Raw genomic sequence first — 23,135 nt, forward strand, 5'->3', positions numbered from 1 at the left:
ACCTGTGACCACCTTAGGAAGCGGCATCTGCATTCGGAAGGGCTTTTGTCCATTGAGGGGATTTATTGCCTCAATCTTGATCGAAACCTGTAGTAGGGGAGCGACAGTCAGGAAAGCCATGTCCTGCTGTTACGCGTTGCCTGCACCGTGCCCGGTGTCCTCCCACAGGACATCCAGGTTGTGGAAAACCACGGGCCCGTCGCACAGCTGGGCCATCCGGGCAGCGAACTCGGACGTCTCCGGCCGGCCGGAATTCTCCATGGCCGAGTCAAAGGAATCGAAGTCCACGATCGTGAAGTAGTGCCCGGGATGGTCCCGGTCAGCGGTGGCCATGATGTGGCGGAAGGTGGGCGGAGTGGTTCCCTCGGTTCGGGAAGGGCGGCCCAGCTCTTCGATCTCCTTGATACGGGAGGACGTGAATTCGATGATCTGCACAAACCCGGCCATGATGGCTCCTCGACGGCGGTGGACGCTGATGCGCATCACGGTAGACCCGGTGGCGGCCTGCGCACAGGGGGAAAATTACCCTACTTCCCCCGCCGAAAGCGTGCCGCGCGGCAGATCAATGGGCCAGCGACGAGGAGCGGCGGGCCCTGGGCAGGGGACCCGCCGCTGCCCGTCAGCGGTTGGCGCCCAGTGCCGCCCAGGCCTTGTTCCGGCGGTCGGCAAGGTCCCTGCGGGCCTCCAGGGCATCAGCCAGGCTGACAGCGGCAAACCGGGTCGCCGTTCCGGGCGCCGCCCGGGCCACCAGGTCCATGTCAGCGCTGATCACGGTGCCCACCATCGCGTAGCCGCCGCCGGAGACGGCATCGCGGTGCAGGATGATCGGCTGGGTGCCACCGGGAATCTGGATAGATCCCACGGCATACCCCGCATCCACGATGTTTGAAGGGTCCGAACCCGCACCGAACGGCTGTTCCCGCTCCTTCCATTTCACCCCCGGTCCCGAGTAGCGAAGACCCATCCGGTCGGCCACGGGAGTCACTTTCCACTCCTCGTTGAGGAGATTGCCCAGGCCTTCCTCGGTCAGGCGGTGGTCGTACAACCCCAGCACAATCCGGACTTCCTGCTCCTTGGCGAAAACAGGCCGGAATTCATCCGGGACGCTTTCGGCCTGGGGGAGTCTTCCGCCATTGAGGGGAGCGCCCACGGGGACAACGTCGCCCGCTTCGAGCTTGCGGCCCTTGAACCCGCCGATGGCGCCCAGGCTGTACGTGGACCTGCTGCCCAGCACCTCCGGCACGTCGATGCCGCCCTGGACCGCGATGTAGTAGCGGGTGCCGCCCTGGATCACGCCGAAGGAAAGCTGGTCCCCGGCCTTCAGCAGCAGGCGGCTCCACTGCGGCCGCGGCTCCCCGTTGACCTTCACCTCCACAGGGGCTCCGGTGACGGCAATAACGGCGTCGCTGTCGGTGGTCAGCGCCGGGCCCAGGTAGGTGCACTCCAGGACCGCTTCGCGTGCGGTGTTTCCCACCAGGGCGTTTCCCAGCTCGGCCGAGTACTGGTCCATGGAACCGCTTTGCGGGATGCCCACGTTGTAGTGGCCCGTGCGCCCCTGGTCCTGGACCGTGGTGGCCAGGCCCGGGTTTCCAATTTCAAATGCCATTGAGGGCCTCCATGAGTTCACGGTTGTAGCCTTCCGGGTCGGCCAGCGCCCTGGACAGCTCGAACGTCACCGGCGCCTGCCGGTAGCGGAAGGTGCCGGCGGCGATCTCCGCCTGGATGGCGTTGTATTCCGCCTCCGTGACCGGTTTGAACTTCACGATGTCCCCGGGGCGGAAGAACACCATGAAGTCCTTGAAGTCCGCCAGTGCCTGGTCGGGGTCGAAGATGGGGGCGGCGGCCACGCCGAACATCTGGTACCCGCCGGCGCCGCGGACGGAATAGATGCAGCCGAAGCATCCGCCGTGCCCCACGGTCAGCTTGGGGGTGTCAGTCCGCGGGCTCAGGTACTTCGGGACCTCCAGCTGCTTCTCGCGGTCCACCAGCTGGAACAGGAACGGCAGCCCGGCCACGAAGCCAACCATGGATACCAGCCACGGCTGTTCGTGGTGCCGCTGGATGAACTCCGCAGCGTCCTTGAGGTGGTTGACCTTGGCCGCGTAGTCGATGTCGCTGCCTTCGGGCTCCTGGTGGAACCCTTCGCGGAACCGCTGTGCCACTTCCGCGGTGAACGGGTCCTCGTACCAGACGGGGACTTCAACGATCCGGGTCTCCAGTGCCCGTTCCTGGTGGGACGTCAGGTCCCGCTCGATGTCGCGCACGGCAGTTTCCAGCTGCTCAGGAGGCAGGACGTCCGGATCGAAGCGCACCAGCAGGGATGCGTTGGCCGGGCAGATGTCCACGATTCCCGGGAGCCCGGCGTCGGATAGCCTGCCGGCGATGGACATGACCTTGAAGTTCGCGGGCAGGCTCATGGCCTCGGAGACTTCCACGAACAGGAATTCGTCCCCGCCCCAGGTGTAGCGCGCACCCGGGAGGACGGCGGCTTCGGTGGTCATTTTGCCCCCATGAGGTCGGCTGCGGTTTCAATGAACTTGGAGTGGTGGCTGACCTCGGCGAATTCTGGCCGGGCCAGTAGTGCCAGGTGCACGGGGACCGTGGTCTTGACCCCTTCGATGTGTGTTGCCTCCAAAGCCGCCACGGTGGCCGCGATGGCGGCATCCCGGTCCGGTGCGTGGACTGCCAGTTTGGCCAGGAGGGAGTCGTAGTAGGGGCTCACCACCGAGCCTGCTTCCACCCCGGTGTCCACCCGGATGCCCTCACCCGATGGCCAGTCCAGGGACCGGATGGTTCCCGGGCTGGGGAAAAAGTGGTGGTTGGGGTCTTCCGCGTTGATGCGGCATTCGATGGCGTGGCCGCTGAAGTGCACGTCGTCCTGGGAAAGGGTCATGGCTCCGGTGGAGGCAATCAGGAGCTGCTCGCGGACCAGGTCCACGCCGGTAATCTGCTCGGTGATGGGGTGCTCCACCTGGATGCGCGTGTTCATTTCAATGAATGCGGCCTCGTGGTTGACGGGGTCGTACAGGAACTCCACGGTGCCCGCTCCGTGGTAGCCGCACTGGCGGGCAAGGGCCACGGAGGATTCCCGGATGGTGGCACGGACGGCGTCCGGGAGGTTGGGGGCGGGGGCTTCCTCCAGTACTTTCTGGGATCGGCGCTGCATGGAACAGTCGCGGTCTCCGAGGTGGATGAAGTTGGTCCCGTCGCCCAGGACCTGCACCTCCACGTGGCGGGCATGCTCCACGAACCGTTCCAGGTAGACGGTGGGGTCGCCGAAGACGGCGGCGGCCTCGCCCCTGGCCATCTCGATGGTTTCCAGGAGCTCGCTTTCGTCGTGCACGAACCGGATGCCCCGGCCGCCGCCGCCGGCGGATGCCTTCACCACCAGCGGGTAGCCTATGCCTCGAGCGATGTCGACGGCGTCGGCCTCCGGATCAAGGGGGCCGTCAGACCCCTTGAGCACCGGGACGCCGGCGTTGGCTGCCGCTTCCCGGGCCAGGGATTTGTTGCCCATCATGGCGATGGTGTCCGCATTCGGGCCTACCCAGGTGAGGCCGGCGTCGGCCACCTTCCGGGCGAAGTCGGCGTTCTCGGAGAGGAAGCCGTAGCCCGGGTGCACGGCGTCGCACCCCTGTTCCCGGGCGGCGGTGACCAGGGCGTCCTGGTTCAGGTAGCTGCCGGCGGCCTGGGCCGGGCCCACCACCACGTAGTGGTCGGCTGACCGGGCTGCCAGCGATTCGGCGTCGGGCTCGCTGACTCCCAGGACGGTTTCGATGCCCATTTCGCGGGCGGTCCGGGCGATCCGCACGGCGATCTCGCCGCGGTTTGCTATGAACAGTTTCATGGGCTGCCTTTATCCTTCCCGGATGACGACGATGGAGTCGCCCGGGTTGACCATGTCGCCTTCGTTGACTTCAAAGGATTCCAGGGTTCCGGCGACGTCGGACTGGATCTCGGTGAACTGCTTCATGATTTCCACGATGCCGATGGTCTGGCCGACTTCGATGGTGTCGCCTTCGTTGGCGAATGGGGGTTTGCCCGGCCCGGGCTTGCGGTAGAAGACTCCGGGAAGGGGTGAAACTATCGTGGCCATGTGCTGCTCGCTTTCAGGAGTGGGTGGATCGGGATGAGTCGAGTGCCTTGCGGACGGCGGAGGCGACGGCGACGGCGTTGGGTGCATCCGAGTGGACGCAGATGCTCTGGAAGGCGATGTTCAGGGGAGTGCCGTCGACGGCGGGCACGGGCCCGCCTGCCACAGCCCGGCTGACGCGTTCCGCGGCGGCGTCCGGGTCGGTGGGTGCGGGGCGTCGCTGGATGAGGAGCTCGCCGCCGGGGCCGTAGTTGAGGTCCACGTAGAGCTCCGCGACGAAGTCCACGCCCATGGCGCGGCACACGGATTCATGGGCGGTCCCGGCCAGGCCGTAGAACGGAACACCGAACTGTTTGGCGGTTCCGGCCGCTGCCTGCATGAGGTCTTCGTCGCCGGCGAGCATGCCGTAGAGCGCGCCGTGGGGTTTGATGTGGTTCAGGGACAGCCCGTTCTTCGCCAGGAAGGCAGTCAGCGCCCCGGTCTGGTAGAGGATGATGGACTCGACCTCCTCGGGGGTGAGCACCATGCGGCGGCGGCCGAACCCCATGGGATCGGGGAGCCCGGGGTGGGCGCCCACGGCCACACCGTGTTCGGCGGCCATGGCCACCGTCCGGTTCATGACGTCCGGGTCCCCGGCGTGGTAGCCGCAGGCGACGTTGGCGACGTCGATGATTTCCATGAGGGCGGCGTCGTTGCCGAACTCGTGCAAGCCGAAGCCTTCACCCATGTCCGAATTCAGGAGCACCTGGGCAGGCGTGGTTTCCGTCACGTTTTTTTGCATGCAGGCAACGGTACAGAGGCGGGGACCCGGCCGGAATTGGGCGGATCGCCGAATGTGGCCACGCAGATTATGCTTTTTGCACTAACCAGGAGGGCCTGCCATGCGTGTTGCCGATCTCGCCGCGGATTCCGCGCTGAACATCCGCCTTGCCGTGCCCGGAAGTCCGGGACGCCTGGCCCGGCCCATCGCCTGGTGCGCCCCCACGGAGCACATGGACCCCACGCCCTTCCTCAGCGTCAACGCGCTGCTGCTCACCAATGGGATGGGCCTGAACGTCAAGGACTACCGGATCTGGGATGCCTACGTGGAGCGGCTGATGTCCGTGCCCGTCTCGGGACTGGTCTTCGGCCTGGGCGCAGCGCACCGGGAACTGCCGCCGGGGCTGGTGAAGGCCTGCGAAGCGCATGGCCTTCCGCTGCTTGAACTGCCTCCGGAGGTGCCGTTCATTCAGGTGATGCGGCACGTGGATCAACTTATCGCCGCCGAACGCTATGCCGAGCTGCGCGCGGGGTGGGACCTGGCGGATGAGTGCACCAGGCTGGCGGCGGGCGGCCACTCGCTGGCGCAGGTCCTGGAACGGGTGGCCACGACCATCCGGGCGCGGGTGGCGGTCCTTGACCACAACGGGTTTGAACTCATGGCGGTAGGTACGGCCGGGGGCGGAACGGCCCGGACCATCCTGAGCCTGCCCAGCGGCGGAATCCTCCGGTTCAGGCTGGCTATCGAGGGAATCAAGAGCAGCCTGGTGCTGCAGCCGCTGCTGGGGCCGGTGGCTGCGGTGATTGCCATGCAGCTGAGCTACACCCTGGGGTCCCGGTCGCCCCTGCATTCGCGGGAAGCTGCCAGGTTGATCGAGGCGCTCTACGAGGCTCGGGGGACTCCGGCGCCGGCCCTGCGGGGCTACGCGGCGGAGGCCGGGTTCGAGCCGGACAGGGAGTGGGGAGTCGTGCTGATCGGCGGTGCGGGGGATGTTGCGCCGGCCAAGCTGCGGACCATCGCCTGGCGGGTGCGGGTGGGCCTGCAGGCTGAATTCGGGACCGTGCGGTTCATGGAGGAGGCCGGCCTGACGACGGTGCTGGTGCAGCGCGGGGAAGCGGGGATGGAACTCATGGAAGCCGTCCAAAAGTCCTTCCAGGACGGGCCGGAACTGTCCGCCGTCGTCTCCGGGTGCGGGAACCTGGACGAACTGCCGCTGGTGCTCCAGTTGGCCCGCCGCCGTGTGGGCGAGCCGGGGCTCCATCAGGCGCCGGTCGCTGACCTGGCCGGCGTGGTGGAGGGCCTGCCCGGCGCCGGGCTGGTGGCCATGTCCCGGCGGCTCCTGGCCCCGTTGATGTCCGACGGCGGCACGGCCTTGCGTGAAACGCTTGAGGTCTACCTGCGGTACAGCGGGAATACCCGCGAGACTTGCAGGGAGCTCTTCATCCACCGCAACACCCTGACGTACAGGTTGCGCAAGATTGAGGAGCTTCTCCGGGTGGACCTGGACGACGGCGAAGTGCGGGCCACCTGCCTGCTGGCACTGCGGATCGTCGCCGCCGGAACCTAGTTGGCCGCCATTTCCGCGGGCGCCCTGGCGGCACTGCTTTCGCGGACGAACAGGGTGGGTTCCAGCTGTACGGCTTCGGGCTTTTCCCCCCTGAGCACGGCCTGGATGAGCTGCACCGCCGTCCGTCCAATGTCCGCCATGGGGGAGTGGACCGAGGTCAGCGGAATGGGAAGCTCGGCGGCCAGGGAGGTGTCGTTGTAGCCCACCACGGCCACGTCCTGTCCTACGGCGAGGCCGCGGGAGCGCAGGGCTCCCATTGCGCCGATGGCGGCGAAGTCGTTGACCGCGAAGATGGCGGTGGGGCGCGGCTTGCCGCTGGCGAGGATCTTTTCCCCGGCTTCCCGGCCGCCGGCGGTATCGAATTTGGACCACACCACGTCGTCATCGGAAATGGTGCCGCCCAGGGAGCGCCAGCGGTCCAGGAAGCCGGCGGTGCGGTCGACGGCGGTGCTTGCGTAGGGCTCGCCTGCGATCACTGCCACCTGCCGGTGGCCCATTTCCCACAGGTGGCTGGCCACGAGTTCGCCACCGACGACGTCGTCGCAGGTGGCAGACGGGTAGCCCGGCACCCGGCGGTTCATCAGCACGAACGGGACCTTCCGGTCGGTCAGTTCCTGCAGGAGGCCGCCGTCAAGGTGGGCATCGCCAATGATCAGGCCGTCCACCCGCCGGGCCAGCATGAGGTCGATCTTCCGCCGCTGTTCGTCGGGGTCATCGCGCGAGTTCATCACGAACGCGGAGTACCCCACCTCGGCCGAGGCTTCGTCGATGCCCTCGTACATGATGGCCAGGACCAGGTCCGAAAGGCGGGGGACGATGACGCCGAGCAGTTTGGTGCGGCGGGTGCGGAGGCTGGCGGCCTGGGGATCGGGGGAGTAGCCCAGCTTGCGGGCCAGTTCACGGACGCGCTCGGCGGTGGCGGCAGAGGCCGCTCCCTTGGCCACGTCGGAACCGGAATGCAGGACCCTGGAGACGGTGGACGGATGGACGCCCAGCTCCCGAGCCAAATCCTTCAGCGTGACTGTTCCGCCGCCGTCGGCCTTTTCTTTCATGTCCTTCTCCTGCCCACCGGGGCCACTGTAGCCCAGGTCCGCCCGCGCTGCCGGGAAGGGCGCCAAGGCAACCCTTGACGTGACCCGCTTCACATCCTATAGTCGTTCATCAGCGCTACCCAAACGTTTGGGTAGGTGCGTATCCCAGACCTTCCCCGGCGCCCCCACCTCCGGCGCCGCCCCTCGTTTCCATCGCAAATGCCCGTTCTGCGGAAAGTTACCCAATCGATTGGGTTGCGGATTGCGCAGCAAACCACCGGAGCTGAAATGACTGTTACCGACTCCCACGTCGTGCTGCTGGCTACCGGAGGCACCATCTCGTCGCGTTCTTCCCAGGCCGGCGGCGCGGTCGCCTCCGATACGGGCGAGCAGGTGTTCAAAGCCCTCGGCCCGCGGGTGTCCCACCCTGTCCGGGTGCTCGACGTATTCCAGAAGGGGTCCTACCTCCTGACGTTCGACGACATGCTGAGGATCTGCGCCACCATCAAGGAAGTCCTCAAGGACCCCACCGTCCTGGGCGTGGTGGTCACCCACGGCACGGACACCATGGAGGAGACCGCCTACCTCGCCGACCTGACGCACACGGACGAGCGGCCGGTGGTGTTCACCGGCTCGCAGCGGGCAGCAGACTCCGACGCTCCCGACGGGCCGGACAACCTGGCCCGGGCCATCGCCGTCGCCGGTTCGAAGGACGGGCGGGGCAAGGGCGTCATGGTCCACTTTGCCGGCACCATCTTCCCGGCCGCCGGCGTCCGGAAAAGCCAAACTCTTCGGCTGGATGCCTTTGCGAACCCCGATTTCGGGGTACTTGGCCAGGTATCAGCCCAGGGAGAAGTTGCCATGGACGGCAGCGGCGGCAGGCTAGAGGCCCTGCCCCTGCCCCAGCCGGGCGGCGGCTCCCCACGGGTGGACCTGGTTGCCGCCTACCCCGGCGCCGACTCCACCCTGATGCACGCCGCCCTTGAAGCAGGAGCGGAAGGCATCGTCCTGCAAGGAACCGGAAGCGGCAATGCAAATGCCAGCCTCTGCGCAGAGGTGGCCGCCGCCGTCGCGTCCGGCGCCGTGGTGGTCACCAGCACCCGCGTGGACGCGGGACCGGTGGTACCCATCTACGGGGCCGGCGGCGGCGGCGAGGACCTGCGCGTTGCCGGTGCCATCAGCTCCGGCCACCTGCGGCCGTCACAGTCGCTGATCCTGCTCAGCCTCCTGCTCAGGATCAATCCTGACCGGGACCGGATCACCGAAATTTTTGCCCAACGAGGGAGGCCCCCTGAACCTTCCGCCTGACACCCAGAACATCCCGGTTTTGAACGAATTGAAAGGAAAATCTCATGGCTAAGGACATTCAAGTCGCCTTCGGCGTGGACGTAGACGCAGTGGCAGGCATGCTCGGCTCCTACGGAGGAGAGGACTCCCCGTGCGACATCAGCCGCGGCCTGTTCAGCGGTGAAGTCGGCGGACCCCGGCTGATCCGGTTGTTCCAAAAATACAACCTCCCGGCCACCTGGTTCGTGCCGGGCCACTCGATCGAAACCTTCCCGGAACTGACGCAGATGATCGTGGATGCCGGGCACGAGATCGGCGTGCACGGATATTCGCACGAGAACCCGATCGCCATGACCCGGGAACAGGAGACCGCCATCTTGGACCGCGCAATCGAACTGATAGAAAAGGTGTCCGGCCGCCGGCCTACCGGTTACGTTGCGCCGTGGTGGGAGTTCTCGCCGGTTACCAACGAGATCCTCCTTGAGCGCGGCATCAAGTACGACCACTCCCTGATGCACCGCGACTTCGAGCCGTACTACGTCCGCGTAGGGGACTCCTGGAAGAAGATCGATTACACCAAGGACGCCCAGACCTGGATGGAGCCGTTGAAGCGCGGCCAGGAAACGGACCTGGTGGAAATCCCGGCCAACTGGTACCTCGATGACCTGCCTCCGATGATGTTCATCAAGGCATCCCCGAACTCGCACGGGTTCGTCAACCCCCGCGACATCGAAGAGATGTGGCGGGACCAGTTCGACTGGGTCTACCGCGAAATGGACCAGGCCATCTTCACCATGACCATCCACCCGGACGTCTCCGGCCGCCCGCAGGTGCTCCTCATGCTCGAGCGCCTCATCGAACACATCAACTCCCATGAGGGCGTCACCTGGTGCACCTTCGACCAGATCGCCGACTCTTTCCTTTCCCGCAGCCCCCGTAAGGACAACAAGTCATGAGCATCCAAGAACCGGTTGTCGACCTGTCGCAGCCCCGCCCGGACGAGAAGCGCCGCTTCCCGGTCTTTTCCAAGCGCCACACCACCACCGCTACCGTCCTTGCCTTGCTGGCCTGGACCGTGGCCGTCTTCGACTACGGCCTGTTCGGCACCCTGCTGCCTGCCATGCAGCAGGAATTCGGCTGGTCTGCCCCCGAGGCCTACGCCATCAACACCTGGATCGCCGTCGGCACCGCCATCGTCTGCTTCGGCATCGGGCCCGTCATTGACCGCCTGGGCCGCCGCAAAGGCATGATGACCACCATTGGTGGGACCGCCGTCGTCTCCGGCCTCACGGCCCTGATCCCCACGGGGATCCCGTTCTTCAGCAACGCCATGCTGGTGGTGGTCCGTTCCTTCGGCGGCCTCGGATTCTCCGAGCAGGCCGTGAACGCCACCTACATGAACGAGGTCTACCAGGTCACCGAAGTCGCGGACAAGCGCAAGCGCCCCGGCTTCCACTACTCCTTCATCCAGGGCGGCTGGCCGCTCGGCTTCCTGCTGGCCAGCGCACTGGCCCTGGCCTTCCTGCCCTCCCTTGGTTGGCGTGCCCTGTACCTGATGGCCACCGTCCCGGCCGCCGTGATCGTCTGGGTCATCGCCCGGAAGCTCAAGGAAACGCCCCAGTTCGAACTGCACCACAAGCTGACCGAGCTGGAAAAGCACGGAAAGACTGAAGACGCGCACTCCCTGGCCCACGCGTACGGCGTCGAGCACTCCTCGGCAGCCCCGCTCAAGCGCATCTGGGAGCCGCACCTGCGCCGGAACACCTTTGTCTTCTCGCTCGCCTGGATCGTGAACTTCTTCGGCATCACCATCTTCAGCGTCCTGGGCAGCTCCGTGCTCAAGAACGCGAAGGGCGTGGAACTCTCGGACGCCTTCTGGATGCTGATCGTCATCAACCTGCTGGCCTACTTCGGCTACGTCTTCCACGGCTGGCTCGGTGACAAGATCGGCCGGAAGCGGACCATCATCGGCGGCTGGATCCTCTCGGGCATCTCCTTCTCCATCATGCTCAGCCCCATCGCCACCAGCCCGTTCATGATCATCCTGACCTACGGCGCCGGCCTGTTCTTCCTGGTGGGTCCGTACGCGGCCATCCAGTACTTCATGGCCGAGTGCTACCCGGTGAGCTGCCGGGCCACCGGAACCGCCTTCATCGGCGCCATGAGCCAGCCCGGAACCATCCTCGGCGGCGCCATCTTCACCGCCATCGCCGCCGGTGCCGGCACCGGCACCGCGGCCCTGTGGGTCGGCGCCCTGGGAACCCTGGTCTCCGGGCTCCTGATGATCGCCGCCAAGCCCCCTGCTGAAGCCCTGATGGAGGACCACCCCCATGACGTCGCCTAACAGAGTCGCCATCATCACCGGTGCCGCCAGCGGCATCGGCCGTGCCCTCGCCGTCCATTACGCCCGCCAGGGGGTGGTGTCCGTCATCGGCACCTTCCCGGGCGATCCCCACGATCCGGAGGAAACCCTCCGGCTGGTCAAGGAGGCAAACGGTGAGGCGGTGATCCACGAGGTGGACGTCCGCACCACCGCCTCGGTGGACGCCCTGGCCCAGCGGGCCGTGGACGAGTACGGGCGGCTGGACTACGCCATCGCCAACGCGGGGATCCTCCGCAACTCCCCGCTGGGCGAGATGACCGATGAGCGCTGGCACGACATGCTCAACGTGGACCTCACCGGCGTGCTGCGCACGCTGCGCGCAGGGGCGGAGAGAATGACCGACGGCGGCGCGCTGGTTGCGGTCTCGTCCATCGCCGGCGGGGTGTACGGGTGGGAGGAACACGCCCACTACGCCGCGGCCAAGGCAGGGGTGCTGGGCCTGGTCCGCAGCGTGGCCGTGGAACTCGGCCCGCGGCAGATCCGCGCCAACGCCGTGATCCCGGGCCTCATCGAAACCCCACAGTCCCTGGACCCGGTGAACTCCCTGGGCCCCGAGGGGCTGCACCGGGCCGGGAACGACATCCCCTGGGGCCGGGTGGGCAAACCGGAGGAAGTGGCCAGCGTGATCGGGTTCCTCACCTCCGACGAGTCCCGCTACATCACGGGCCAGGCGCTGGTGGTTGACGGCGGACTCACCGTGAAGATGCGCGCCTGACGGCGCCCCGACAGCCGCCTCACAACGAAAGGACACCATGAACACATCGACTGCTGACCAAGCTTCCGGTGGTACCCAACCCGGCAACGGCCGCGGGGTGGTGGTCACCGGCGGTTCCAGCGGGATCGGCAAGGCCATTGCCGAGGCCTTCCTGGCCAACGGGGACCGGGTGGCCGTGCTGGACCGGGCCGGAGGGGCTGGCACCATCCGCGTGGACGTTGCCGATGAAGCCAGCGTGCGGGCGGCCTTCGCCGAGGCCCGGGACAGGCTGGGCGGCATCGACGTCCTGGTCAACAGTGCGGGCCTGCTGACGGAGTCCCCGCTGGAGGACATGTCCCTGGCCATGTGGAACGAGACCCTCACGGTGGACCTGACGGGTGTGTTCCTGTGCTGCCGGGAGGTGGTGGGGGAGATGCGGCAGCGGAAGTGGGGCCGCATCATCAACATCGCCTCCCAGCTGGCCATCAAGGGCGGCGTGGGGCTGACGCATTACAGTGCGGCCAAGGCCGGCGTCGTGGGCCTGTCCAAAGCCCTGGCCCTGGAAACGGCGGCGGACAATGTGCTGGTCAACTGCATCGCCCCGGGGCCCATCGAGACGCCCCTGGTGGAGGGCATCTCGGAAAGCTGGAAGGCCGCGAAGCGCGCCGAGCTTCCGCTGGGCCGGTTCGGGACACCGGAGGAAGTGGCGCCTGCCGCCGTGCTGCTGGCCAGCGACCCCGGGGGAAACCTGTTCGTCGGGCAGACGCTGGGGCCCAACTCCGGCGACGTGATGCCGTAAGGAAGGGGAGCGACATGTGCGGTGCCTGCGGAAGGACCACCGTGGCGGACCCTGCCCTGGGGCCGGTGCGGACCATGCGGCAACATCTGATCGTGGCAGCCACGGTCAACGCTGTCTGCACCGGTCTCCCGGGCGCCCCGAAAGTGACCGCGCTTAAGGACGGCTGGCTGATGACCGGTGCGGCCGGGGCCTTCCGGCAGTGCCAGACCGTCGAAGAACTCTGGTCCGCTGTGCTCGGCTGCTTCACTGACGCGTCGGTTGTGGACCGGCTGCGAAGGCGCCGGCAGGCGTACGCAGCGGATCCGGCCAACGCGGGCCTGCCCGCACGGGCGGCCGGGCTGTTGCCGGACCCCGAACACTATCAAGGAGATTGTGAATGACTGATTATTCCCCGCTCTGGTCACCCCTCCGGATCGGTGCCACCCAGCTGGACAACAGGGTGGCACTGGCTCCCATGACGCGGATCAGCGCCACCGAGGACGGACATGCCACGGAGAGAATGGCGTCCTACTACCGGAACTTTGCGCGCGGCGGCTTTGGGCTGCTGATTACGGAAGGCATCTACCCGGACACCGCCCACAGCCAGGGCTACCACTTCCAGCCGGGCATCGCGACGGAGGAGCAGGCCAGGTCCTGGGCGAACGTCGTGGACGGCGTTCACGAGGCGGGGTCGAAGATCTTCGCGCAGCTGATGCACGCGGGGGCACAGAGCCAGGGGAACCGGTATGTGACCTCCTCGGTGGGGCCCTCGGCGGTGGCACCGAAGGGGGAGCAGCTGGGGTTTTACCGCGGCGAAGGTCCGTATCCCGTTCCTTCCGCGATCACGTTGTCCCAGATGAAAGAGGTCCGGGACGGGTTCGTCACGGCGGCGCTGCACGCGCAGCAGGCCGGGTTCGACGGCGTGGAGATCCACGGTGCCAACGGGTACCTGCTGGACCAGTTCCTCACGGACTACCTGAACCAGCGCGACGACCGGTACGGCGGCTCACCGGAAAACAGGGTGCGGCTTGCCGCTGAGATTTGCCACGACGTCCGCGAGGCCGTTGGCCCGGATATGACGGTGGGTATCCGCATCTCCCAGGCCAAGGTCAGCGACACCGAGCACAAGTGGGGCGGGGGAGTGGCGGAAGCCGAGGTCATCTTCGGCACCCTGGGCGCTGCCGGGATCGATTTTGTCCACACCACCGAGTACCGTGCCGCCGAGCCCGCGTTCGCGGATGCGGAGGAAACCCTGGCGGCGCTGGCCAAGCGGTACTCCGGGGTGCCGGTAATCGCCAACGGCAAGCTCGATGATCCGGATACGGCCGCGTCCATGCTGGCCGACGGCTCAGCGGACGTTGTCGCGCTGGGCAAGGGAGCCTTGGCCAACCGGAACTGGCCGCACCTTGTCCGCAACAACCTGGAATTCGGGGAGCTGGACCCCTCCGTCTTCGCCCCGCTGGCGGACGTCAAGGACTGGGAGCTGGAGGACGGGTAGGGCGGGGCAGCCTCGGCTTTCAGGCGGCTTCGATGGCGTCGAGCCACTCCAGGTACGTCTGGCGTCCGACGGCGGATCCCGGCAGCGGGATCAGGGAGCCGTTGCGCATGGCCTTGCCCATGGGGCCGGGAAGGTGCAATGGAACGATCCGTTTCTTCTGCTGCGTCTTGGCGAGGTAGGCCGCGACCAGGCTTTTCAGCTGTTCGGTCCGCGGGCCGCCGAGGTCCGGGATGCGTCCCTGCGGCCCAGCCTCGGCCGCGTCCACCAGGGCCGCGGCCACCTCCCTTGCCGCCACCGGTTGGGTGACCATCGTGGGAACGAAGACCAGCGGGCCCACTGATGCGGCCTTGATGGACATCGGGACGAACTCGTGGAACTGGGTGGACCGGAGGAGGGTCCAGGGAATGCCGCCGTGCCTGACTTCGTCCTCCTGCACCAGCTTCCCGGCGTAGAGTCCTGAGTTGGCTTTGTCGATGCCCACAATGGACAGTGCCACATGGTGCTTTAAGCCGGCCTTCTTCCCAGCGGCCAGCAGGTTCTGGGTAGCGTTAGTGAAGTAGTCCACGGCTTTCTTGGTGGACATGGCCTGGATGCCGGAGACGTCGATGACGGTCTCGACATCTTGGAGTGCCTGATCGAGGCCGCGCCCGTTGACCAAGTCCACCCCTTCCGCTCGGCTGAGGCTGACCGCCTCGTGCCCACGCTCCCTGGCGATGGCCACGACGTGGCGGCCCACTGTACCGGTTCCCCCTGCAACGGCAATCTTCATGGAAGAAATCCTATGCCGGTTCCCCGGCAACTCGGTCCGGGGCTCTTCAGCTCGTGAAGGGCTTCGTGCCGGTCATGATCTACAACATGGAGCGTAGGAGTCCGGCCAGTCCGGGAACATGGACGACATTGGGTTCATGGGCCTGCATGAGGAAGGCATGGACCTCGGATGCGAGTTCTAACGGAGTAACGAGCCGGATGGGGGCTCGGCCGGGAAGCGGGAACATGCCCGCGCGCTCCACCGATGGCATGGAGAGCCTTCCCGTTCCCGAGTGCAGTACTACCCAACCTTCAACGACGTATCCGGGGTACGCAGCGCGAACGGCGTCCACACCTGCTCCAAGGCCAAAGGCTTTAAGCTCCCGGCCGTTGCGGAAGAGCTGTTTGTTGTCCCACCAATACACGCCGTCCGCCCACATTTTGGAGTCGATCAGGGCGATTCTGTTTCCAGCGATAACTGCATGATCGAGGTCGGCGTGTTCCGATCCCGGCCAACGCAGCCCGTTGATGAGACGGGCCGACGGAATTGCGTGGAGGATGGACGCAGTAATCAGCCGCGCTGTTCGCCGTTCGCCCTCCGCTCCGATCTCTGCTTTGTCCCCGAAGCGCCCCACGGACAAGCTGCGGCCGGGTACGCCGTGGACTCGGCGGTTGAGGACTTCTTCAATCAGAAAAGCGTCAGCGAGGACCTCTGGTGGTGCAGGCCGCTTCCTCGTTGTCCACCACTTTGGGAGCTTTGCCACCACATACCAGAAGCAGACAGTCAGCGCCGTGAGGAGAAGGCCTGGCAACCACTTGGACAGCCAGGTCGGACTGGATTGAGCGGTGAAGAAGTACCACACGGTGGCGAAAAGCGGCAGGAAGGTGAAAACGCTGCCGATTACGAAAAAGACAGTGCGCCAGGTACGTGTCCACGCTGGTGCGGGGCGTCGGATCTTCTCAGGGTCACCAGTTGCCGGTTTAAGCGGAGGCCGGTACTCCACAGGTGGTCCGGTCCAAGGACTTAAGACGGGCGGATCTTCCATTTCAGCAAAAGTTTGTTTTGTACTTTGCTGAGATGAACTGGAACGGGAATGCCCTTGTTCCTGGTTTCGACTCTGATTGCCGCTATTTGCGGCTCTCCCAAAGTCACTTTCGTTTCCAGTACGGTCATAGACTGCTCTGCGGGCCGGGTCGGACAGGACCTCGTAGGCTTCCTGAACGAGTCTAAAGAGTCCTGTGCTGCCACCCACGTCTGGGTGCGACATTTTGAGTCTGCGTTGATAGGCCTTTTTGATCTCAGTTGTGTCTGCTGTGGTTGGTACTCCAAGCACCTCATAATGACTGACCGCTGCTTGTGCCATCAGGACTGTTCCTCTCGTTCCCCTCAGGCAGCCTACCTGCGACAATGCCGTATCTGCGGAATTGTTGATGTGAACAATATTCATTCCAGATCTATTTGTACCGCCCTTCGGAGCCAGCCTCACCGTGTTGATCGAATTGTTGACCTTCAAATGTCAGCAAAAGGCCACCGAAAGGGGCGAGTTGAGCAGTCTATATAACGACTTGGGACGTGTCTGCTTGAAAGATACGACGACATGGCGCAAGCGTTCGTGCAACCCGTATCTCAGGCGGACGCTTTGCAGCCGATTCTTGATTTATGACTTGTTTGCAAGGCCGCCGGAATCTTTTAGCCCCATAAACATCGTTCGGTGCAGGATGTCCACATGCTTTCGCGAAACCTCCACCGCTTCCTCAACGCGGCCCGCACGGAGGGCTGCCACCAGCGCGATGTGGTCCAGGTTGGACTTGTGCAGCTTCTCGATGGGGTAGGGGATGAAGTAGTCATACAGCTCCGCGAGCGTCTCGTGATAAACCTCGACGGCGGTGTCCAGGCAGGATGCCGTACCCACCAGTAGATGGAACTGCTCGTCCATCCGGTGGTAGTAGGACCAGTCGCTCGCTCCGGCCATCTCCCGGGTCAGCCGGTCCAGCTCGTCCAGCTGTTCGGTGGTGGCGTTCACCGCCGCGTAATGCGTCACCGCGCATTCGAACAGTAGCCGCCGGTCCACCAGCCGGTTCACCGCCAGGGACTCGGAGGGCGAGGCAGACAGTGACGCCAGGACGTCGGCAGGCGGCGCGTCCGCCACGAACGTCCCGCCGGCCCGGCCGCGCCGGCGCACCACAACGCCCTGCTCCGCAAGGCTCGCCAGGGCACGACGGGCGGTTATCGGGCTGACCGAGAGACCTAGGGCTACGTCCTCCTGGTCGGGCAGCCGTTCGCCGGGCTTCAGTAGCCCCAGTGAAATCGCCATGCCGATTCGCATCCGGACCGCGTCCATGGCGCTGCGCCGCTCTGTCCCGGTGAGTCTGCTGGCACCAAGGCGTGGGGCATCGGCGGTCTCCTCCAGCTGATCGGTCATAACCGCTACTTTACGGCCCACACCTGCCCCCTTCCCTTTATTGGATCATTCTGATCTAATATAACCCGGATCACACCCCACAGCGGAGAAAAACCCATGCAACGAAACCTTCCCCTCGTCGCCGCCCAGGCCCGGCCCCGGCTCATCGGCGAACCGGTTTCCGCCTTCGCGGACGAGGTCAAAGCAGCCCTTGAGGCCCAGCCGCACAGCAAGCTGGTGGTCTTCCCCGAGCTGCACCTCTTCGGCGACCAGGACCCGGACCTGCAGCGCGCCGAGATGCTCCACGCAAGCGCCGAACCGCTGGACGGGCCACGGGTCACCGAGCTCAAGCAGCTGGCCAGGGACCTCAACATTTGGCTGGTCCCCGGCAGCGTCTGTGAACGCGGACCGGAAGGCCAGCTGTTCAACACCCAACTGGTGCTGTCCCCCGAGGGGGAGCTCGCCGGCTACTACCGGAAGATCTTCCCCTGGCGCCCGTTCGAGCCCTACGATCCCGGCGACCGGTTCACCACCGTGGACCTGCCCGGGATCGGGAGGGTGGGTCTGAACATCTGCTACGACGCCTGGTACCCCGAGGTGTCCCGCCAGCTCGCCTGGATGGGCGCCGACGTGATCCTCAACGTCGTCAAAACCACCACGCCGGACCGCAGGCAGGAGCTGATCCTCGCCAAGGCCAACGCCATCGTGAACCAGGTCTTCATGGTCAGCGTCAACTGCGCCGGCCCCACCGGCAAGGGCCAAAGCATCATCGTGGACCCGGAGGGTAACACCCTCGCCGAGGCGCCTGATGATGAGCCGGTGCTGCTCACCGCGGAACTGGACCTTGCCGCCGTCGAGCATGTCCGCACCCACGGCACGGAGAACCTCAACCGCCCCTGGTCGCAGTTCCGCGAGGGGGAGCCCGCCGTCGAACTTTCCGTCTACCAAGGCCGGATCAATCCGGCCACCTGGACACCGCCGTCCTACAAGCCGTAAGGAACTCCCGTGACAACCACCCTCACCCGCACGCTGAAGCTGCCCTCGCTGGTCCTGTTCGGCCTGGCGTACCTGACGCCGATCATCGTCCTGGGGATCTTCGGCATCATCGCCGAAACCACCGGCGGCGCCGCACCCGCCGCATACCTCGTGGCGCTGGTGGCCATGCTGTTCACCGCGCACAGCTACGGCCGGATGGCCATTGCCTACCCCGTGGCCGGCTCCGCCTACACCTACGTCCGCCGCTCCATCGATCCCCGCGTCGGGTTCCTGGTGGGCTGGGCGGTGCTGCTGGACTACCTCTTCCTGCCCATGGTCATCTGGCTCATCGGCGGCTCCTACCTGACCGCCCAGTTCCCGGGCATCCCCATCGGCGTCTGGATCGTGGGTTTCATCGTGATCACCACGCTCCTGAACATTCTGGGCATCAAGGTGGCGGACAAGGCCAACTACGTGCTGATGGCGTTCCAGCTGCTGGTCCTGGTGTTCTTCGTGGCGCTGGCCATCGGCAGCGTGGTGTCCGCCAACGGTGCCGGGGGACTGGCCAGCGGGCAGCCGTTCTTCAACGACACCGCCAGCTTCACCACCATCTCCGCCGGCGCCGCCATCGCCGCGTACTCGTTCCTGGGCTTCGACGCCGTCACCACCCTCACCGAGGAAACCATCAACCCGCGCCGCACCGTACCGCGCGCCATCATGCTGGTGGCCCTAATCGGCGGCGGCATCTTCGTGGCGGTGTCCTACGTGACCCAGCTGGTCCACCCCGGCGGCGTGTTCGAGGACTCGGCCTCCGCGGCCAGCTCCATCGCCCTGCAGATCGGCGGGCAGCTGTTCGGCGCCGTGTTCCTGGCCGGCCTGGTGGTGGCGCAGTTCGCCTCCGGCCTCGCCGCACAGGCCAGCGCCTCCCGCCTGCTGTACGCGATGGGCCGCGACTCCGTCCTGCCCAAGGCCGTCTTCGGCAAGCTCAGCGAGAAGTTCCACACCCCGGTGGCGAACCTGGTGGTCACCGGCGCCGTGGGCCTGATCGCGATCTTCCTGGACGTGGCGACGTCGACGTCGTTCATCAACTTTGGTGCCTTCACCGCCTTCACGCTGGTGAACGCCTCGGTGGTGTTCCACTATGTGCGCCAGCGCCGGGCCGGGCAGCAGCTGAACCCGGCGTCCTACGTGGTGGTCCCGGTGATCGGCGCGGTCATCTGCGCCTACCTGCTCTCCCAGCTGGACAGCAACGCCATTACGCTGGGCGTGTCCTGGCTGGTGCTGGGCATCGTGGTCCTGGCCCTGATCACCCGCGGGTTCAAGGCGGCACCGCCGGAGATGACGGCCACGGAGAAGGCGACGGTCGAGGCGGCCGCCTGATCTCTGTTTGAGTTGTGGCTTGTACGGCCAAGGGAAGGAAAGTTCGTGAAGATAGCGCTGGGTCAGCTGGAGTCGGGTGTCGACATCCAGGCCAACCTCGCCGCGATCGACCGGTTCGCCGCCGAGGCAGCGCGCGACGGCGCCGCGCTGGTCGCCTTCCCGGAGTACGCCACCTACGAGAAGAAAAAGGTGGACGCGACGTTCCCAGAGGTGGCCGAGCCGCTGGACGGGCCCGTCTGCCGCGAACTTGCTGATACCGCCCGCCGCCACGGCATCGCGCTGGTGGCGGGCGTGGTGGAAACCTCGGACGAGCCGGGCCGTGCCTACAACACGCTGGTGGCGTTCGGGCCCGACGGCGGCCGGCTGGCTTCCTACCGGAAGATCCACCTTTTCGACGCGCAGGGCTTTGGGGAGTCTGAGTTCATCAAGCCGGGCCCGTCCACGGTCCCGGTGGTTTTCGAGCTCGGGGGAGTGCGGTTCGGGCTGATGACCTGCTACGACCTGCGCTTCCCGGAGCTTGCGAGGTCCCTGGCCGACGCCGGCGCGCAGGTCCTGCTGGTCTGCTCGTCCTGGGTGCCGGGCGAGCACAAGACGGAACAGTGGCTGGCGCTGAACGCTGCGCGGGCGATTGAGAACAGCGTGTACGTCGCAGGGGTGTGCCAGGCGCCGCCGGTGTCCGTGGGGCGGAGCGTGCTGGTGGATCCGATGGGGGTTGTTGAAGCGGACCTTGGATTGAAGCCTGGGGTGCGGGTGGTGGAGGTGTCGCTGGAGACGGTGGAACGCGTGCGGGAGTCGTTCCCGATGTTCCGGCAGCGGCGGTTGTAAGGACGAGGTGAACCTCGAAGAGCCCGGGTTATGACAATTGCCCCGGTACCTGCTCATCGCTGGGTAACTGCTTCTGCCAATAGGCTGTGTAGCGAGGAACCCGGGTTCTTCGTTCTCTGGCGCTGAAATTCAAAGCGGCCTCATGCCCGATTTCTGGCGGATCCCAAGTTATGACTTCTTCTGCCGTTCGATTTCTTGCCCACGCATGCAGACGGTCCAGAACTGGTTGGGTTGCATGATCTACCGCGTCTTCCATGGCGGCAACCAAGTCAGCAAACCGTTCTGCAATCGCCATCGGCATTTGATTAATGAGGGATACCGGAGCGACTTTCGTTGGCTTCCCGGCGTCGTCCAGCAGGACAACGGGAAAAGGCAGCGCCAAGTTCGATTGCGAATGTGCAATTGTCGTGTTGCGGTACTGCCGAATAACCTCGTGCAACCACGTCATCGATGGCGGCACGGCTGGCGCATCGAGCATCTCGTCGAGGCGCCGACGGACATTCGAATGAATAAAGGGTCGAATGTAGGCCGTCACTGCGTGTGATGTTAGCGGGAACCACAGTTCCGAACTCTCACCGGCTGCGACTGCACTCGCCAACGCATGGGAGGCTTCCGAGAGATCGCTCGCGTGGCTGGTGAGTTCCACCAGCAGTCTTGAGTCGGGCATGTCCGGCAGTAGGGCTATGCGCTGCTGAGAGGATGTCACTGAACCTGTTTCTCCTGTCCTCTGCGACCGGTGCTGACTTTAGTGTTCAGGCGCAAGAACGACTTGGTCGTTGTTCATCACGGAGCCGAGCCTGGCAGATGGAGCAGGTTGCCGAGCCGGATTTCGCAAGAAGAATTGACGTGCATATCCAGCTCTCACCTGATTGGTCCCGGGCATGCGAGCCGGTACATCTGCTGAGAGCTACTCAACTCTTCCTAGTCTTTCTGATGAACTCCGCGGCTTGTCTGTATGCCTGCTTTGCTTCGGGGCTGCTCGCCGCCCTGTATAACTTCTGGCCGTCTGCGACCATGTTCCGAACCTTGGCCTGCACAGCAGGGTCCTTCGCCAAGGAGTAGAGTTTCTCGCCTCCAGACTTTAAGTTCGCGCCGCCGCTTTTAATAATGCGCAAGGCTTTATAGCCCCTGTTAGTCATGTTTTCCTCCGGGTTCGTAATGGGATCTCACCTGACACGAGCAACTTAGCTTTTCTCAGAGGAATCCTCGTCATCCTTTGCCCGCCGAAACAAGGAGTGCTTTGAGATCTTGTTGGATAATTTGTCCGTGACCGACTTGGCACGGTCAAGGGTGTCGCTACCGAGGTTTTTGGCTACATCCACGCCGTCGGCTCCGGTCTCTAGCGCCCGGTCTCTTGCCTCAATGGCAGCCTCGATCCATCGCTTGGCTTCAAGCGACTCACGACTGCGTTCAATTCCGAGTAGCCCCTGGAAATCCACAACCCGGGAAGCTACGTGGTTGGCGGAGACGATGACGGCCTGGGCCGTGATCGGGTGAAGCAGGACTTTAGCGTTGGCTGCGCTGGCCGCAGCCTGGATGCGGGCTATGACGCGCTCTGTGCTTCGAGAGATGCGTTCGAGACGGTTCTGGCGAGCAACCCTCAAAGCGCGGCGGTGTTCGTCCAGTTCTTCCGGAGACGCGTCGAGCACGCGATCAAGCTCCAGCACGGCTGTTGCATCCAGCAACTGGAAGCACCGAGCCAAGATAGCGAGCCACTCACCTACAGAAGATTCAGCTTCTTTGGCCGTCTTGGCCACATCTCCGACCTTAGCCTTGTTCTCCAGCTTTTCCGCCAAGGCGTCGAGTTGCCGGAGTGCGTACGCCTGCGTCCTGCCGACGGTGACTGACGTTGCCTGAACCTTGGACCACGTCACCTCGGAGACTCGACCCACTTGGTCGCGAATGGTCATCGCGTCCTCGATAGCGAGATCTACGCCGATCATGTCCGCTACGACGGCGTCTTTCTGTCCGCGCAGTAAGTCATCCACCTTCTCGTCGATTGTGGCGAGGTAGTCCGTGATCTCATCCATGGTCTGCTGCATGGCAAGCTGTGCCATGATCCCAGCAGCGCCGGTCAGAATCGCAGGATTGGTTGCAATCGAGCCTGGACCCTTAGCGAACTGAACAATTCCCTTGATGCCGTGCGCTTGACCCTTTGCCTGGATGACACCCATGCTGAGTCCGGACTTCGAGTTGGTCATCAGACCGTACTTCTTGATTGCCTTGGCTGACTCTTCTGTGAGCTTGACCCACTGTCCGGAATTTGCGGCGATTTCAGAACCTAGCTGAACCACGCCGGCTGCGTTGCTAAGCCTCGGACCCAACCGTTGTAGTCCGAGATCCTTCGCTGACAAACCCTCCGAGACGAGAAATTGGTCAACAGCTGCGGGATCGCCGATGATCGCTAAACCGTCGCCGTCAGCGATCAGCTGAATCTCGTCATTCACAGGGGCTCCTTGAGTCTCTTTGTCGGCACTGCATCGTCTGAGAACATTGTCGACTATGGGGGATGTCATTCGCGGACGAAACGGACCTCGGCGATTACAAAAAACGCTTGGCGGCTAAGAACTTTTTGTAAGTCAGGGATTGTCGGGATCGGCCGCTATGTTGCTTCCATGGCAAAAGAAGGCGGGACTAGGAATCGAGCTGCGACGAGGAAGTGTCCGGTTTGCGGGCATGAAGCTTGGCGCATCATTTATGGCATGGTTATGCCCG

General features: G+C 64.9%; 24 protein-coding genes. 11 read left to right on the forward strand and 13 right to left on the reverse strand.

Annotated elements, in window-relative coordinates; translation table 11 throughout:
• Positions 1 to 129: 129 nt before the first annotated feature.
• The 6 genes from ACWRN3_RS00200 to pxpA all read right to left on the reverse strand — a co-directional run bounded on the left by ACWRN3_RS00200 (position 130) and on the right by pxpA (position 4,874).
• Positions 130 to 447, reverse strand: coding sequence for a hypothetical protein (locus ACWRN3_RS00200; RefSeq protein ID WP_476739535.1), 318 nt, complete (start codon positions 445 to 447; stop codon positions 130 to 132).
• A gap of 172 nt (positions 448 to 619) precedes the next feature.
• Positions 620 to 1,606 carry a 5-oxoprolinase subunit C family protein gene (locus tag ACWRN3_RS00205; RefSeq protein ID WP_476739536.1) on the reverse strand — a complete coding sequence of 329 codons (987 nt, stop codon included), beginning with the start codon at positions 1,604 to 1,606 and terminating at the stop codon, positions 620 to 622.
• Positions 1,596 to 2,501: a 5-oxoprolinase subunit B family protein gene (locus ACWRN3_RS00210; protein ID WP_476739537.1), complete on the reverse strand. Its 906-nt coding sequence runs from the start codon at positions 2,499 to 2,501 to the stop codon at positions 1,596 to 1,598. Before ACWRN3_RS00210 ends, ACWRN3_RS00205 begins: the two co-directional genes overlap by 11 nt.
• Complete coding sequence (locus ACWRN3_RS00215) at positions 2,498 to 3,847, reverse strand: acetyl-CoA carboxylase biotin carboxylase subunit (RefSeq protein ID WP_476739538.1); 1,350 nt, start codon at positions 3,845 to 3,847, stop codon at positions 2,498 to 2,500. Before ACWRN3_RS00215 ends, ACWRN3_RS00210 begins: the two co-directional genes overlap by 4 nt.
• Before the next feature lie 9 nt (positions 3,848 to 3,856).
• Positions 3,857 to 4,096: an acetyl-CoA carboxylase gene (locus tag ACWRN3_RS00220; RefSeq protein ID WP_018770516.1), complete on the reverse strand. Its 240-nt coding sequence runs from the start codon at positions 4,094 to 4,096 to the stop codon at positions 3,857 to 3,859.
• Positions 4,097 to 4,109: 13 nt separating this feature from the next.
• Entirely contained in the window at positions 4,110 to 4,874 is a 765-nt protein-coding gene (pxpA, locus tag ACWRN3_RS00225) for a 5-oxoprolinase subunit PxpA (RefSeq protein WP_255174691.1), read from the reverse strand.
• Positions 4,875 to 4,974: 100 nt separating this feature from the next.
• Here pxpA and ACWRN3_RS00230 point away from each other — a divergent pair, with 100 nt between their 5' ends.
• Positions 4,975 to 6,420, forward strand: a complete 1,446-nt coding sequence (locus tag ACWRN3_RS00230; RefSeq protein ID WP_324644410.1) for a PucR family transcriptional regulator — start codon at positions 4,975 to 4,977, stop codon at positions 6,418 to 6,420.
• Here ACWRN3_RS00230 and ACWRN3_RS00235 read toward each other — a convergent pair.
• Positions 6,417 to 7,472, reverse strand: a complete 1,056-nt coding sequence (locus ACWRN3_RS00235; RefSeq protein ID WP_324644412.1) for a LacI family DNA-binding transcriptional regulator — start codon at positions 7,470 to 7,472, stop codon at positions 6,417 to 6,419. The two genes, ACWRN3_RS00230 and ACWRN3_RS00235, sit on opposite strands and share 4 nt — an antisense overlap.
• 267 nt (positions 7,473 to 7,739) lie before the next feature.
• Between ACWRN3_RS00235 and ACWRN3_RS00240 the strand changes: the two genes are divergently transcribed.
• The 7 genes from ACWRN3_RS00240 to ACWRN3_RS00270 are packed head-to-tail and all read left to right on the forward strand — an operon-like array spanning position 7,740 to position 14,091.
• A complete protein-coding gene (locus ACWRN3_RS00240; RefSeq protein ID WP_476739539.1) occupies positions 7,740 to 8,759 on the forward strand; it encodes an asparaginase in 1,020 nt (339 codons plus the stop codon).
• 44 nt (positions 8,760 to 8,803) lie between these two features.
• On the forward strand, positions 8,804 to 9,694 hold the full coding sequence (locus tag ACWRN3_RS00245) for a polysaccharide deacetylase family protein (protein ID WP_476739540.1): 891 nt from the start codon (positions 8,804 to 8,806) through the stop codon (positions 9,692 to 9,694).
• On the forward strand, positions 9,691 to 11,082 hold the full coding sequence (locus tag ACWRN3_RS00250) for an MFS transporter (RefSeq protein ID WP_159632693.1): 1,392 nt from the start codon (positions 9,691 to 9,693) through the stop codon (positions 11,080 to 11,082). Before ACWRN3_RS00245 ends, ACWRN3_RS00250 begins: the two co-directional genes overlap by 4 nt.
• Positions 11,069 to 11,836 (forward strand): SDR family NAD(P)-dependent oxidoreductase, encoded by a 768-nt coding sequence (locus tag ACWRN3_RS00255; protein WP_324644414.1) that lies wholly within the window; start codon positions 11,069 to 11,071, stop codon positions 11,834 to 11,836. The genes ACWRN3_RS00250 and ACWRN3_RS00255 overlap by 14 nt, the downstream gene beginning before the upstream one ends.
• Positions 11,837 to 11,873: 37 nt before the next feature.
• Entirely contained in the window at positions 11,874 to 12,614 is a 741-nt protein-coding gene (locus ACWRN3_RS00260) for an SDR family NAD(P)-dependent oxidoreductase (RefSeq protein WP_324644416.1), read from the forward strand.
• Between the two features lie 41 nt (positions 12,615 to 12,655).
• Positions 12,656 to 12,994, forward strand: coding sequence for a hypothetical protein (locus tag ACWRN3_RS00265; RefSeq protein WP_324644417.1), 339 nt, complete (start codon positions 12,656 to 12,658; stop codon positions 12,992 to 12,994).
• Positions 12,991 to 14,091 (forward strand): oxidoreductase, encoded by a 1,101-nt coding sequence (locus ACWRN3_RS00270; protein WP_476739541.1) that lies wholly within the window; start codon positions 12,991 to 12,993, stop codon positions 14,089 to 14,091. The genes ACWRN3_RS00265 and ACWRN3_RS00270 overlap by 4 nt, the downstream gene beginning before the upstream one ends.
• Positions 14,092 to 14,110: 19 nt before the next feature.
• On the opposite strand, the gene ACWRN3_RS00275 is transcribed toward ACWRN3_RS00270, so the two are convergent.
• From ACWRN3_RS00275 to ACWRN3_RS00285, 3 genes are all read right to left on the reverse strand, one after another.
• On the reverse strand, positions 14,111 to 14,860 hold the full coding sequence (locus ACWRN3_RS00275) for an SDR family oxidoreductase (protein ID WP_476739542.1): 750 nt from the start codon (positions 14,858 to 14,860) through the stop codon (positions 14,111 to 14,113).
• A 79-nt stretch (positions 14,861 to 14,939) separates the two neighbouring features.
• On the reverse strand, positions 14,940 to 16,202 hold the full coding sequence (locus ACWRN3_RS00280; protein WP_476739543.1) for a J domain-containing protein: 1,263 nt from the start codon (positions 16,200 to 16,202) through the stop codon (positions 14,940 to 14,942).
• A gap of 294 nt (positions 16,203 to 16,496) precedes the next feature.
• Positions 16,497 to 17,261, reverse strand: coding sequence for a FadR/GntR family transcriptional regulator (locus ACWRN3_RS00285; RefSeq protein WP_476739544.1), 765 nt, complete (start codon positions 17,259 to 17,261; stop codon positions 16,497 to 16,499).
• Positions 17,262 to 17,357: 96 nt separating this feature from the next.
• Here ACWRN3_RS00285 and ACWRN3_RS00290 point away from each other — a divergent pair, with 96 nt between their 5' ends.
• The 3 genes from ACWRN3_RS00290 to ACWRN3_RS00300 are packed head-to-tail and all read left to right on the forward strand — an operon-like array spanning position 17,358 to position 20,420.
• Positions 17,358 to 18,236: a carbon-nitrogen hydrolase family protein gene (locus ACWRN3_RS00290; protein WP_476739545.1), complete on the forward strand. Its 879-nt coding sequence runs from the start codon at positions 17,358 to 17,360 to the stop codon at positions 18,234 to 18,236.
• Between the two features lie 9 nt (positions 18,237 to 18,245).
• The gene (locus ACWRN3_RS00295) at positions 18,246 to 19,595 is read left to right on the forward strand and encodes an APC family permease (protein WP_476739546.1); all 1,350 of its coding nucleotides are present in this window, start codon (positions 18,246 to 18,248) and stop codon (positions 19,593 to 19,595) included.
• 45 nt (positions 19,596 to 19,640) lie between these two features.
• Positions 19,641 to 20,420, forward strand: a complete 780-nt coding sequence (locus tag ACWRN3_RS00300) for a carbon-nitrogen hydrolase family protein (protein ID WP_476739547.1) — start codon at positions 19,641 to 19,643, stop codon at positions 20,418 to 20,420.
• A 28-nt stretch (positions 20,421 to 20,448) separates the two neighbouring features.
• On the opposite strand, the gene ACWRN3_RS00305 is transcribed toward ACWRN3_RS00300, so the two are convergent.
• The 3 genes from ACWRN3_RS00305 to ACWRN3_RS00315 form a co-directional block, all read right to left on the reverse strand.
• Positions 20,449 to 21,066, reverse strand: a complete 618-nt coding sequence (locus ACWRN3_RS00305; RefSeq protein ID WP_476739548.1) for a hypothetical protein — start codon at positions 21,064 to 21,066, stop codon at positions 20,449 to 20,451.
• Between the two features lie 265 nt (positions 21,067 to 21,331).
• Positions 21,332 to 21,559 carry a hypothetical protein gene (locus ACWRN3_RS00310; protein ID WP_476739549.1) on the reverse strand — a complete coding sequence of 76 codons (228 nt, stop codon included), beginning with the start codon at positions 21,557 to 21,559 and terminating at the stop codon, positions 21,332 to 21,334.
• A gap of 45 nt (positions 21,560 to 21,604) precedes the next feature.
• Positions 21,605 to 22,867, reverse strand: coding sequence for a hypothetical protein (locus tag ACWRN3_RS00315; protein WP_476739550.1), 1,263 nt, complete (start codon positions 22,865 to 22,867; stop codon positions 21,605 to 21,607).
• Positions 22,868 to 23,135: the final 268 nt, after the last annotated feature.

The organism is Pseudarthrobacter sp. rb (assembly GCF_056389225.1).